The 12,129-nt window shown below is 72.4% G+C and carries 14 protein-coding genes; 8 read left to right on the top strand and 6 right to left on the bottom strand.

Going from position 1 to position 12,129, the window contains the following annotated elements; all coding sequences use genetic code 11:
* Positions 1–137: 137 nt before the first annotated feature.
* On the bottom strand, positions 138–1,310 hold the full coding sequence (gene dusB, locus ABZ809_RS28880; protein ID WP_357565764.1) for a tRNA dihydrouridine synthase DusB: 1,173 nt from the start codon (positions 1,308–1,310) through the stop codon (positions 138–140).
* A gap of 179 nt (positions 1,311–1,489) precedes the next feature.
* Between dusB and ABZ809_RS28875 the strand changes: the two genes are divergently transcribed.
* On the top strand, positions 1,490–2,464 hold the full coding sequence (locus tag ABZ809_RS28875) for a type IV toxin-antitoxin system AbiEi family antitoxin domain-containing protein (protein ID WP_357565763.1): 975 nt from the start codon (positions 1,490–1,492) through the stop codon (positions 2,462–2,464).
* A gap of 70 nt (positions 2,465–2,534) precedes the next feature.
* On the opposite strand, the gene ABZ809_RS28870 is transcribed toward ABZ809_RS28875, so the two are convergent.
* The 3 genes from ABZ809_RS28870 to ABZ809_RS28860 all read right to left on the bottom strand — a co-directional run bounded on the left by ABZ809_RS28870 (position 2,535) and on the right by ABZ809_RS28860 (position 4,972).
* Complete coding sequence (locus ABZ809_RS28870) at positions 2,535–3,914, bottom strand: glycine--tRNA ligase (RefSeq protein WP_357565762.1); 1,380 nt, start codon at positions 3,912–3,914, stop codon at positions 2,535–2,537.
* Positions 3,915–4,030: 116 nt separating this feature from the next.
* Positions 4,031–4,504: a hypothetical protein gene (locus ABZ809_RS28865; protein WP_357565773.1), complete on the bottom strand. Its 474-nt coding sequence runs from the start codon at positions 4,502–4,504 to the stop codon at positions 4,031–4,033.
* 126 nt (positions 4,505–4,630) lie between these two features.
* Entirely contained in the window at positions 4,631–4,972 is a 342-nt protein-coding gene (locus ABZ809_RS28860; protein WP_357565761.1) for an antibiotic biosynthesis monooxygenase, read from the bottom strand.
* Positions 4,973–4,999: 27 nt separating this feature from the next.
* On the opposite strand from ABZ809_RS28860, the gene ABZ809_RS28855 reads away from it, so the two are divergent.
* The 7 genes from ABZ809_RS28855 to ABZ809_RS28825 are packed head-to-tail and all read left to right on the top strand — an operon-like array spanning position 5,000 to position 9,325.
* Positions 5,000–5,257, top strand: coding sequence for a hypothetical protein (locus tag ABZ809_RS28855; protein ID WP_357565760.1), 258 nt, complete (start codon positions 5,000–5,002; stop codon positions 5,255–5,257).
* Between the two features lie 54 nt (positions 5,258–5,311).
* Complete coding sequence (locus tag ABZ809_RS28850) at positions 5,312–6,301, top strand: metal ABC transporter substrate-binding protein (protein ID WP_357565759.1); 990 nt, start codon at positions 5,312–5,314, stop codon at positions 6,299–6,301.
* Positions 6,298–7,059, top strand: a complete 762-nt coding sequence (locus tag ABZ809_RS28845) for a metal ABC transporter ATP-binding protein (RefSeq protein WP_357565758.1) — start codon at positions 6,298–6,300, stop codon at positions 7,057–7,059. The genes ABZ809_RS28850 and ABZ809_RS28845 overlap by 4 nt, the downstream gene beginning before the upstream one ends.
* Before the next feature lies 1 nt (position 7,060).
* Entirely contained in the window at positions 7,061–7,927 is an 867-nt protein-coding gene (locus ABZ809_RS28840) for a metal ABC transporter permease (RefSeq protein WP_357565757.1), read from the top strand.
* A gap of 43 nt (positions 7,928–7,970) precedes the next feature.
* Positions 7,971–8,270 carry a metalloregulator ArsR/SmtB family transcription factor gene (locus tag ABZ809_RS28835; RefSeq protein WP_088998913.1) on the top strand — a complete coding sequence of 100 codons (300 nt, stop codon included), beginning with the start codon at positions 7,971–7,973 and terminating at the stop codon, positions 8,268–8,270.
* Positions 8,267–8,659 carry a Fur family transcriptional regulator gene (locus tag ABZ809_RS28830; protein ID WP_357565756.1) on the top strand — a complete coding sequence of 131 codons (393 nt, stop codon included), beginning with the start codon at positions 8,267–8,269 and terminating at the stop codon, positions 8,657–8,659. Before ABZ809_RS28835 ends, ABZ809_RS28830 begins: the two co-directional genes overlap by 4 nt.
* Before the next feature lie 60 nt (positions 8,660–8,719).
* Entirely contained in the window at positions 8,720–9,325 is a 606-nt protein-coding gene (locus tag ABZ809_RS28825) for a hypothetical protein (protein WP_357565755.1), read from the top strand.
* Positions 9,326–9,380: 55 nt separating this feature from the next.
* Here ABZ809_RS28825 and ABZ809_RS28820 read toward each other — a convergent pair whose 3' ends face one another.
* Together ABZ809_RS28820 and ABZ809_RS28815 are read right to left on the bottom strand one after the other, a co-directional pair.
* A complete protein-coding gene (locus ABZ809_RS28820; protein ID WP_357565754.1) occupies positions 9,381–11,402 on the bottom strand; it encodes an acyl-CoA dehydrogenase family protein in 2,022 nt (673 codons plus the stop codon).
* A 128-nt stretch (positions 11,403–11,530) separates the two neighbouring features.
* Positions 11,531–12,034, bottom strand: a complete 504-nt coding sequence (locus tag ABZ809_RS28815) for a DUF6328 family protein (RefSeq protein WP_357565753.1) — start codon at positions 12,032–12,034, stop codon at positions 11,531–11,533.
* Positions 12,035–12,129: the final 95 nt, after the last annotated feature.

Raw genomic sequence — 12,129 nt, 5'->3', positions numbered from 1 at the left:
CTCCTACCGGATGAGCGTCGACAACCTCGCCGACTGGATCGCCACCCGCGGCTACACCTCCTGACCGAACAGAAGGAAGGGCCCCTTGCCAACGCTATGCGTTGGCAAGGGGCCCTTCCTATTGCCGGTCCGGCCGGTCAGCCGCCCGAGTCGGCCAGTTCGGCACCCTCGGGCACGGTGTCGTCGTCCCGGCTGGCCAGCCAACCGTCGGGAAGGTAGACCTTGCCGGGCGAGTTGGTCCGGCCGCGCGGCTGGCCCAGCGTGGCCACCGGGAACGGCTCGGTCGGGTTCAGCTTGCCGAGCAGGTCGTCGAGCTGGGCCAGGCTCTCGATCATGGCCAGCTCCCGGCGCAGCTCGCTGCCCACCGGGAAGCCCTTGAGGTACCAGGCGACGTGCTTGCGGAAGTCGGTGCAGCCGTCCCGCTCGCCCCGGGCGGGGGTGCGGGAGCCGGCCGTGAACTGGTCGACCAACAGCTCGGCGTGCCGGCGCATGGTCCGGGCCACCTCACCGAGGGTGGGCAGCCGACGCTCCGGGCGGCCGGCGAACGCGGCCTCCAGGTCGGCGAAGAGCCACGGCCGGCCCAGACAGCCCCGGCCGATCACCACCCCGTCGACGCCGGTGTGGGCCACCATCCGCAGCGCGTCGTCGGCCTCCCAGATGTCGCCGTTGCCGAGCACCGGCACGTCGAGAGCCTGCTTGAGCGTGGCGATGGCGTCCCAGTCCGCAGTGCCGGAATAGCGCTGCGCCGCCGTACGCCCGTGCAGGGCCACGGCCGCCACCCCGGCGTCCTGGGCGGCGAGCCCCGCCTCGACGTACGTCAGGTGGTCGTCGTCGATGCCCTTGCGCATCTTGACCGTGACCGGCACCCCGGCGGGTGACGCGGCGTCCACCGCGGCCCTGACCAGCCGCGCGAAGAGCCGGCGCCGCCACGGCAGCGCCGAACCGCCACCCCTGCGGGTGACCTTGGGGACCGGGCAGCCGAAGTTGAGGTCGATGTGGTCGGCGAGGTCCTTCTCGACCACGATCCGCACGGCGGCGGCGGTGATCTCGGGATCGGTGCCGTAGAGCTGAAGGCTGCGGGGCTTCTCGTCGGCGCCGAACGCGATCATGCGCAGCGTCTTCGGGTTCCGCTCGACGAGCGCGACGGTGGTGATCATCTCGCAGACGTAGATGCCGCCGCCCTGCTCCCGGCAGAGCTGCCGGAAGCCGACGTTGGTGATGCCGGCCATCGGCGCGAGCACCACCGGCGGCCACACCTGGTACGGCCCGATGGTCAGCGGGCCCAGGGCAGGCGCGGTCGAAGCAGTCACCGCACAAGTGTAAGGAAGGGCCCCTTCCTAACGTCTCCGGTAGAGGAAGGGCCCCCTGCTAACACGACGCATATCACAGGCAGCCCAACGTCGGGGCGTTCTCCACAGGTGCCGGCGTCGTCCACAGGCTGGCCCGCCGGGCGGGACACGGGCGTGCCCCGCGACCGATCCTGCGCCTCATGCGTGAACAGCCACCCGAACTCGCCGTCGCGGCGGAACGTCAACAGCAGATCGTCACCCGGGGCCAGCTCCTGGCCGCCGGCCTCGACGACATGCACCTGTACCGCCAGACCCGGCGCCGCCAGTGGCAGCGTGTGCTGCCGGGCACGTACGCCCTGGTCACCGGCACCCTGACCGATGAGCAGCGACGGATCGCCGCCGCGCTCTACGCCGGGCCGGACGCCCAGCTCACCGGGCTGGCCGCGCTGATCTGGTACGGCTTCCGGCAGAGTCCGCGCACCGAAGACGTACACCTGATCGTGCCGCACCACACGCGGCGCAGCTCGGCGGGATTCGCCCGCGTCACGCGGGCCCTGGCCCTGGACGCCTGGGCCCGGCGGGCACCGATCTACCCGGTCTGCTCGCCGGCCCGGGCGGTGGTGGACGCGGCCCGCGACCTGCGCCAACTGCGGCCGGTACGCGCGATCGTCGCCGAGTCCGTGCAGCGCGGGTTCACCGACCTGGCCCGGCTCGACGAGGAGATCCGCCGGGCGCGGCGAAGCCGGACGGCGTTGGTCAGGCAGGCGTACTCCGAGGTGGTCAACGGCACCCGGTCCGCTCCGGAGGCGGAGCTGCGGGAGTGCCTGGCCGGCAGTCGGCTGTTGCCGGAGATCCGGTGGAACCCCCGTCTGGTCGCCGGGGACGGCAACTCACTGCCGACGCCAGACGGCTATCTCGCCGACGCGGCAGTGGCGCTCGAGGTCGACTCGCGGGAGTACCACTTCAGCCCTGGAGACTGGGCGCGGACGCTCGATCGGCACAACGAGCTGAGCCGGCACGGCATCCTGATCCTGCACTTCACCCCGGCGCAGATCCGCCGCGAGCCCGGCCGGGTCCGCCGCACGGTGGAGGACGCGTACGAATCGAGGCGCGGCCTCGGCGCCACGAACCCGGTCCGCGTCGAGCCCGTCGAGGTGCCGGGTAGCGGCGGGTGAGCCCTCCAGTGGTGTTAGGAAGGGCACCTTCCTCTACAGAAAACGTTAAGAAGGTGCCCTTCCTTACAGCTCAGCAGCCGGGGAGGCGTTCGATCAGGTAGCGCTCGACCTGGTCCAGCGAGATGCGCTCCTGGGTCATGGTGTCCCGGTTCCGCACGGTCACCGCGTTGTCGTCGAGGGTGTCGAAGTCGACGGTGACGCAGAACGGGGTGCCGATCTCGTCCTGGCGACGGTAGCGGCGGCCGATCGCCTGCGAGTCGTCGAACTCCACCACCCAGCGCTTGCGCAGGTCGGCGGCGAGGCCCTTCGCCTTCGGCGAGAGCGCCTCGTTGCGCGACAGCGGCAGCACCGCCACCTTGACCGGGGCGAGCCGCGGGTCGAAGCGCATCACGGTGCGCTTGTCCACGCCGCCCTTGGTGTTCGGCGCCTCGTCCTCGTCGTACGCCTCCAGCAGGAACGCCAGCACCGCGCGGGTGAGGCCGGCCGCCGGCTCGATGACGTACGGCACCCAGCGCTCGCCCTTGGCCTGGTCGAAGTACGACAGGTCGACGCCGGAGTGCTTGCTGTGCGTGGTCAGGTCGAAGTCGGTGCGGTTAGCGATGCCCTCCAGCTCCGCGAACTCGGTGCCGCCGAACTGGAAGCGGTACTCGATGTCGACCGTGCGCTTCGAGTAGTGGGACAGCTTCTCCTTCGGGTGCTCGTAGAAGCGTAGGTTCCCCTCCGACAGGCCCAGGTCGAGGTACCAGTTCCAGCGCTCGGAGAGCCAGTACTCGTGCCACTGCTCGTCGGAGCCCGGCTCGACGAAGAACTCCATCTCCATCTGCTCGAACTCGCGGGTGCGGAAGATGAAGTTGCCCGGGGTGATCTCGTTGCGGAACGACTTGCCGGTCTGCGCGATGCCGAACGGCGGCTTCTTGCGGGCGACCGTCTCCACGTTCTTGTAGTTGACGAAGATGCCCTGGGCGGTCTCGGGCCGCAGGTAGTGCATGCCCTCCTCGCTTTCCACCGGGCCGAGGAAGGTCTTCATCAGGCCGTTGAACATCTTCGGCTCGGTGAAGGTGCCCTTGTTGCCGCAGTTGGGGCAGTTCAGCTCGGTCAGCGAGGCCGGCGGCTTACCGTGCTTGGCCTCGTACGCCTCCTCCAGGTGGTCGGCCCGGAACCGCTTGTGGCACGACTGGCACTCGGTCAGCGGGTCGACGAACGCGTCCAGGTGGCCCGAGGCGGCCCAGACGTCGCGGGCCAGGATCACGGCGGAGTCGAGGCCGACCACGTCGTCGCGCTGCTGGACCATCGTCTTCCACCACTGCCGGCGGACGTTCTCCTTCAGCTCCACGCCGAGCGGACCGTAGTCCCACGCCGACCGGGTGCCTCCGTAGATCTCGCTGGAGGGGAAGACGAAGCCTCGGCGCTTGGCGAGGCTGACGACGGCGTCGATGCGGTCGGCTGGCATGTTTCCTCCTACGCCGACTGGCGGTCGGCGGGGACGCGGTAAAAGGACGGAACGAGCAGTTCGGGACAACGGTACGACCACCGCCGGCCCGGGCCCAGCAGAATACCGGGGGCGGGTCAGCTCACCCCGCACACCTCCATGCCGCCGGTCTGCTGGTCCTGCCCGAGGGTGACCTGCTGCCGGTCCTGCCGGCCGCCCGGGTAGGTCACGTCCACGGGCACGGTGAGGTTCACGACGTCCACGTCGCCCACCCGGAAGTCCGCGATCTGCGGCTCGGCGGCCACCCGACGCTCGAACTCCCGGCGCGACTCGCGCTGCTGCGCCTCGTCGCAGAGCTGGTCGTACGCCGCGCCGTACTTCCGCTCGACCAGCGCCCGGTAGTAGTCGGTGGAGACGGTGCGCCCCTGCTCGCGGACGGCCTGCACCCCGGTCACCGCCAGGCCCACCACGGCCGCGCCGCCGCCACCGCAGCAGATCAGCACGGCGAGCGCCCCCGCGCCCAGCCCGAGCCACAGCCGGGTGTTGCGGCCCTCGGTGGGCGGCGCCGCGAACGGTGGGGCGACCCCCGGTCCGGCCGGCGGGGCGGGCACGCCCGGATCCGCCGGCGGGCCGGGCAGTACGGGCGGCGACGCCCCCTGCGGGCCGGGCGGCGGCGGGTACGGCGGCGGGGTCGCCGGTCCGGGAGCGGTCATGCAAGCAATCTAGTGCCCCCGGGCTCAGCGGTACGGACCTGCGGCCCGATCGCTGGCGGCCAGCACGACGTCCCCGCCGGGGGCGGCGGTGGCGAGCGCCTCGTACGCCGACGGCTCGTCGACCGACTCGGCGAGCAGCGGCACGGCTGTGATCTTGACGTCGAAGCCGCCGAGTGCCCGCCGGTAGGTGCCGACCGACTCCCATTCGGTGACCAGGCACCAGTGGCGCGGGTCGTCCAGCGCCCGGACCAGTTGGCCGCGCAGGTAACCGGGGCGGGCCGCGAGCGCGGTGAGGGCGGCGTGCGCCCGTTCGGTGAACTCGTCGGCGACATCGACGTCCACCACGAACCGGTTCGTCACCAGCACCGGGTTCCTCCTCGTATTGTCTGTGGGATGCAGCGTACGCAGAGTCCTTTGCCGGCCCGGTTGGCCCGCGCGAACCCGACGACGGTGTTCCTGGTCACCCTGGTGCTGGCGCTGGTCGCGTTCTTCACCCCCGGAGTGGTCGGCGGGCTGTTCACCCTGCTGCTGGCCGCGGCCGTCGCCGCGCTGCTGGTCACCACCTGGGCGGTCCAGACCGCGCAGACCCGGGTGATCCGGCTGCTGGTGCTCACCCTGCTGGTCGCCGCGGGGCTGGCAAAGCTGTTCTGACATGCAAGCATGCGTTTTTGACAATCATTATCGTTGTCGCGGACAGTTCATGTCATGAACATCCGCTCCGCCCCCCGTACCCTGGCCGCCGCCACCGCCGCCCTGCTCGCGCTGGGTGGCGTGGCGGCCTGCTCCGACGACGGCGCGACCGGCGCAGACCCGCAGCGGGTCGACGTGGTGGCCGCCTTCTACCCGTTGCAGTTCCTCGCCGAGCGCATCGGCGGCGACGCGGTGAAGGTGACCAACCTGGTCAAGCCCGGGGCCGAGCCGCATGACCTGGAGCTCAACCCGGGCCAGGTCGGCCAGGTCGTCGAGGCGGAGCTGGTCGTCCTCCTCAAGGGCTTCCAGCCGGCGCTGGACGAGGCGGTCGAGCAGAACGCCAAGGACCGCGCGTTCGACGTGTCGACCGTGCAGCCGCTGCTGGACGCGGCGGCGGGCGGCCACGACCACGACCACGAGGGCGAGGAGCACGGCCACCCCGAGGAGTCGGGCAAGGCCGAGGAGCCCGGTCACGAGGAGGGCGGCGGCAAGGACCCGCACCTCTGGCTCGACCCGACCCGCCTGGCCACCGTCGGCGACCGGCTCGCCGAGCGGCTCGGCCGGGCCGACCCGGACCGGGCCGCCGACTACACCGCCCGCGCCAGGACGCTGCGCGCCGAGCTGGAGAAGCTGGACGCCGAGTTCACGGCCGGGCTGAAGACCTGCCAGCGGCGGGAGATCGTGGTCAGCCACACCGCCTTCGGCTACCTCACCTCGCGCTACCAGCTGGAGCAGATCGGCATCACCGGGCTGAGCCCGGAGAACGAGCCCTCCCCGCAGCGCCTCGCCGAGGTGATCGAGGAGGCGCGGGAGCACAAGGCCACCACGATCTTCTTCGAGACGCTGGTCAGCCCGAAGGTGGCCGAGACCATCGCCAGGGAGGTCGGCGCGAAGACCGCCGTCCTGGACCCGCTGGAAGGGCTGTCGACCGGCAACGGCGGCGACTACCTTTCGGTGATGCGTACCAACCTGCAGACCCTGAGGACGGCGTTGAGCTGCTCGTGACATCCCCAGTCATCACCGTCACGCACGGGGTGGTCGGCTACGACGGCCGCCCCGTGCTGCGTGACGTCTCCCTGACCGTCACCGCCGGCGAGGTGGTCGCGGTGCTCGGCGCCAACGGCTCCGGCAAGTCCACCCTGATCCGCGCCGCCCTCGGCCTGGTGCCGCTCAGCTCCGGGTCGGTCACCCTCTTCGACCGCCCGTTGCGCCGCTTCCGGCAGTGGCACCGCATCGGGTACGTCCCGCAGCGCCTCGGCGCCGGCAGCGGCGTGCCGGCCACCGTCCGCGAGGTGGTGGCCTCCGGCCGGCTCGCCCGGCGCGGGGTGCTGCGCCCGGCCGGCGCGGCGGACCGGGCGGCGGTGACCGCCGCGCTGGAGGCGGTCGGGCTCGCCGACCGGGCCCGCGATCCCGTGGCCACCCTCTCCGGCGGGCAGCAGCAGCGCACCCTGATCGCCCGGGCTCTCGCCGGCCAGCCGGAGCTGCTCGTCCTCGACGAGCCCACCGCCGGGGTGGACGCGGCCAGCCAGGAGGCGTTCGCCAAGGCGCTGCACGGCTTCGTGGCCGGTGGCGGCACGGTGCTGCTGGTGGCCCACGAGCTCGGACCGCTGCGGCCGCTGATCAGCCGGGCGGTCGTCGTACACCAGGGTGGGATCTGTCACGACGGCGCGGTGCCCGAGCCCGCCGGCCACCACGCGGAGCCCGACCACGACCACGTGCACCCGCACGGTCCCGACGAGCCCGCCGGGCTGTGGAGCAGCTGAGATGGAACTCTTCCAGTACCCCTACATGCAGCGGGCCCTGATCGGCGCGCTGATCATCGGCCTGGCCGCCCCGGCGCTCGGCATCTACCTGGTGCAGCGGAAGCTCGCCCTGATCGGCGACGGGGTGGGGCACGTGGCGCTCACCGGCGTCGGCGCGGGCCTGCTGCTCAACCGGTCCCCGGTGCTCGTCGCAGTCGTCGTGGCGACCCTCGGCGCGGTCACCATCGAGCTGGTCCGCGCGCGCGGGCGCACCTCCGGCGACCTGGCCCTGGCCCTGCTCTTCTACGGCGGTATCGCCGGCGGCGTGACCCTGGTCGGGCTCTCCGACAGCACCAGCGCAAGCCTCAACGCCTACCTGTTCGGCTCGCTGAGCACCATCATGCCGGCGGACCTGACCACCATCGCGGTGCTCGGCGCGGCGATCGCGGTGACCATGCTGGCGCTGCGCCCGGCCCTGTTCGCGGTCTGCCACGACGAGGAGTACGCCCGGGTCTCCGGCCTGCCGGTGCGCACGCTCAACATGCTGCTCGCCGTGGCCACCGCGGTCACCGTGACCATCGCGATGCGGGCCGTCGGGGTGCTGCTGATCAGCGCCCTGATGGTGGTGCCGGTGGCCACCGCGCAGCAGGTGACCCGGGGTTTCCGCAGCACGATGGCGGCGGCGATGGCGCTGGGGCTCTTCGCCGCCGGTTCCGGCGTCTGGGTGGCCGCGAACGCCGACACCGCCCCCGGCGCCTCGGTGGTGCTGATGGCGATCGCCTCGTTCGGGGTGGTCGCGGTCCTCGGGGCGGTCTGGCGGGCGGTGCGCCGGCGGCGCACCCCGACCGCGACGCCGGCGCCCGAGCCGCACGAGGTCGTGCTCCAGTGATCCTGGCCAGCGGCGTGCGGATGGTATTGGTTACCGTTACTAGGTGACCGACGGATCAGGCTACGACGCCTTCGAGGGCGCCAGCGAGCTGTTGCGCGCCCTGTCGGCGCCGATCCGGCTGGCCATCGTCAGTGAGCTCGCCGAGGGCGAGCGCTGCGTGCACGAGCTGGTCGACAAGCTCGGCGCCGCGCAGCCGCTCGTCTCCCAGCACCTGCGGGTGCTGCGGGGCGCCGGCGTGGTGCGCGGCTCGCGGCGGGGGCGCGAGATCGCGTACGCGCTGGTCGACGAGCACGTCGCACACATCGTGGCCGACGCGGTGAGCCACGCCGGGGAGGGGTCATGACGGGTTCCACGGTCCGCAACACCCGCCAGCGCTCGGCGGTGAGCACGCTGCTCGCCGAGTTGGAGGGCTTCCACAGCGCGCAGGAGCTGCACGCGATGCTGCGCGAGCGCGGCGAGCGGGTCGGGCTGACCACCGTCTACCGCACGCTCCAGGGGCTGGCCGACGCGGGCGAGATCGACGTGATGCGCCCGCCGGGGGGCGAGCACCTCTACCGCCGGTGCAGCGAGGGCCACCACCACCATCTGGTCTGCCGGGCCTGCGGCCGCACCGTGGAGGTCGCCGGGCCGACGGTGGAGAGCTGGGCCGAGCGGGTGGCGGCGCAGCACGGCTACGTCGACGTCAGCCACACCCTGGAGATCTTCGGCACCTGCCCGGCCTGCGCCGGCTGAGCCGGCACGGCCCGCCGTCCGCGCCGTGCCGGGTCCGGCCGTACGTGGCACGCTGTCGGCGTGAAGATCTACGCTGATCGTTTTCCCACCGCCGTCCGGCAGTTGGTCACCGACCTGCTCGTCGTCGCCTGGGTGTACGGCGCGATCCGTGGCGCGCTGTGGCTGCACGACCTGGTCCAGAAGCTCGCCGTACCCGGGCAGAAGCTGGAGGGGGCCGGTGGCGGCCTGGCCGACAACCTGGCCGAGGCCGGCGGCAAGGTCGGCCGGGTGCCGCTGGTCGGCGACGAGCTGACCGCGCCGTTCCAGCGGGCGGCCGGCGCCGCCCGCTCGCTGGCCGAGGCGGGGCGGGACCAGCAGGACCTGGTCGACCAGCTCGCCCTCGCGCTGGCCGTCGCCGTGCTGGTGTTCCCGCTCGGCCTGGTGCTCCTCGGCTGGCTGCCGCTGCGGGTGCGCTGGATGCGCCGGGCCTCCTCGGCCGCGAAGCTGGCCGCCGCGCCCGCCGGCCGCGACCTGCTCGCCCTGCGCGCGCTGGCCACCCAGCCGCTGGGCCGGCTGACCCGGATCGCCCCCGACGTGGCCGAGGCGTGGCGGCGCGGCGACGACGACGCCGTGGACGCGCTCGCCGCGCTGGAGCTGCGCCAACTCGGCCTACGCGGCGGTCGCTGACCGGCTGGCTGCGGACGCCGGGTCGATGGCGGCCACCGGCCCGGCGCCCGGGGCGTCAGCGCGCCGGTGGGATGCGGCGGCGGGCGTCGTCGGCGGTGGACGGGCCGGGCGACCAGGCAGCCACCCAGGGCAGGTCGTCGGCCGGGGTGATCACGCCCTCCTCCAGGGCGGCGTAGCGCCCGGCCAGGATCCGCCGCGCGGCGATGTTGTCGACCGAGTCGGTGTTGTCCCACAGGGCGGTGAAGAGCGCGTCGACCCTGGCCCGGGCCTGCCGGCAGAACAGGTCGGCCAGCTCGACGTTCTCGGGCCGGGCCTCCCGCTCGGCGTGGGCGCGCACGCAGACCGCGGACATCGCGAACAACTCGGCGCCGATGTCCACCACCCGGCCGAGGAACGCCTGCTTGCGTTCCATCTTGCCCTGCCAGCGGGACATCGCGTAGAAGGTGGACCGGGCCAGCTTGCGCGAGGCGCGCTCGACCTGCCGCAGGTGGCCGGCGAGCGGGCCGAACTCGGCGTACGCCGACGGGCGTTGCCCCTTTCCGACGGCCAGGGTGGGCAGCCACTTCGCGTAGAAGGCACCGGCCCGCGCGCCGGCGCGGGCCTTGCGGCCGAGGCCGGCGTCGGGATCGATGATGTCGCCGGCGACCGACAGGTGCGCGTCGACCGCCTCCCGGGCGATGAGCAGATGCATGATCTCGGTGGAGCCCTCGAAGATGCGGTTGATCCGCAGGTCGCGCAGCATCTGCTCGACGGCGGCCGGTCGCTCGCCACGCGCGGCGAGGGAGTCGGCCGTCTCGTAGCCGCGGCCGCCCCGGATCTGGACCAGCTCGTCGGCGATCCTCCAGGCCATCTCGCTGGCGTAGAGCTTGACCAGCGCCGCCTCGATCCGGATGTCGTTGCGGTCGTCGTCGGCGAGCAGGCAGCAGAGGTCCAGCATGGTCTCCATGCCGTAGGTCGTCGCGGCGATGAACGAGAGCTTCTGGGCCACCGCCTCGTGTTCGCCGACCGGCCGCCCCCACTGCACCCGGTCGGCGGCCCACTCCCGGGCCACGTTCAGCGCCCACTTACCGGCCCCGACACACATGGCCGGCAGCGACAGCCGCCCGGTGTTCAGCGTGGTCAGGGCGATCTTCAAGCCCTTGCCCTCGCCGCCGATGACGTTCTCCTTCGGCACGAACACGTCGTGGAAGCGGGTCAGGCTGTTCTCCAGGCCACGCAGGCCGATGAAGGCGTTGCGCCGCTCGACCGTGATGCCCTCGGTGTCGCCCTCGACGACGAAGGCGGTGACCCCGCCCCGCCGTCCCTCGGTGGCCGGCACCCGGGCCATCACCACGAGCAGGGTGGCTACGGTGCCGTTGGTGGCCCACAGCTTCACGCCGTTGAGCCGGTAGCCGGTGCCGTCGGGCGTGGGCTCGGCGGTGGTCGCCACCCGGGCCGGGTCCGAGCCGACGTCCGGCTCGGTGAGCAGGAACGCGGACACCTCACCGGCCGCGAGCCGGGGCAGGAAGCGCTGCTTCTGCTCGGCGGTGCCGAACATCTTCAGCGGCTGCGGCACCCCGATGGACTGGTGCGCCGAGAGCAGCGCGCCGATCGCCGGGCTGACCGAGCCGGCCAGCATGAGTGCCCGGCAGTAGTGCAGGTTGCTGAGCCCGTGCCCGCCGTACGACCGGTCGACCTTCATGCCGAACGCGCCGAGCCGCGCCAGCCCGTGGAACACCTCGTCCGGGATGGCCGCGTCCCGCTCGATCGCGGCACCGTCCACCTCGGTGGTGAGGTACTCCCGGAACCGGGCGAGGAACTCGTCGGCGCGGGTCACGTCCGCCGGGTCGGGGCGCGGCCAGGGGTCGATGAGGTCGAGCCGGAACCGGCCGAGGAAGAGTTCCCTGCCGAAGCTGGGGCGGTCCCAGGCGGATTCCCGGGCCGCCTCGGCCACCTGGCGGGCCTCCTTCTCGGAGACCTGTCCCGCCTCCGTCGGCAGCGGCCCCACCACTGCGGCCTTCGCACCGTCGTCGGTCGTGGACTGGTGGTCCGCGCCTGAGCCGTCGGGCGCGGGTCGGCTGTTCTGTGTCGTGGTCACGGCGGCCCCCTCGAACCTCGGTCCGGATGCGTCAACGTGCTCGACGAACAGCACGCTACCCCCGGTTGTTACCCAGGGGTAGCGTGCGATAAATATCGAGTTCCGTCGACCCGGCGCCCGGGCGGCGCTCAGTCTTCGGCGGACGTCCGGGGGTTGTCGTCGTCATCGTCGATGTCGTCCTCACCCCAGTTGCGCCGGGAGAACGGCAGGATCGCCCAGAAGGTGAGGAACCACAGGGCGGTGAGCCCGCTGAGCAGCATGGCGATGCCGCGGTCCAGCACGAAGTCGGTGATCAGCAGCACCGCGCTGACCATCGAGATCAGCATGAAGGCGAGGCCGCCGCTGGCCATCCGGTGGGCGAACCGGACCAGTTCCGGCTTCCGGCCCTGCCGGAACAGCGCACGGTGGAAGGCCACCGGCGAGATGATCATCGCGGTGGCGGCGGCCGCCGCCAGCAACGAGACGATGTAGACGTCCTTCTGGAAAGCGCTGGTGCGGGTGAAGCCGTTGCTGAACGGCAGGGTGAGCAGGAAGGCGAAGAGGATCTGCACGCCGGTCTGGGCGACCCGCAGCTCCTGGAGCAGGTCGGCGAAATTGCGCTGCCAGCGCTGCTTCTCGGTTTCCTTGGACACGCGCTACCTCCGGTCAGACGGTACTGCCGGCGGGGGCGGCCGGCGGCAGCATCGCTGATGCCCCACCCGCCGGTCCGCGAAACCGACTCACCTCA

The organism is Micromonospora sp. NPDC047074 (assembly GCF_040643815.1).
Classification (GTDB): domain Bacteria; phylum Actinomycetota; class Actinomycetes; order Mycobacteriales; family Micromonosporaceae; genus Micromonospora.
The sequence above is the reverse complement of the archived record's forward strand: the minus strand, read 5'-3'. Positions and strand labels throughout refer to the sequence as shown.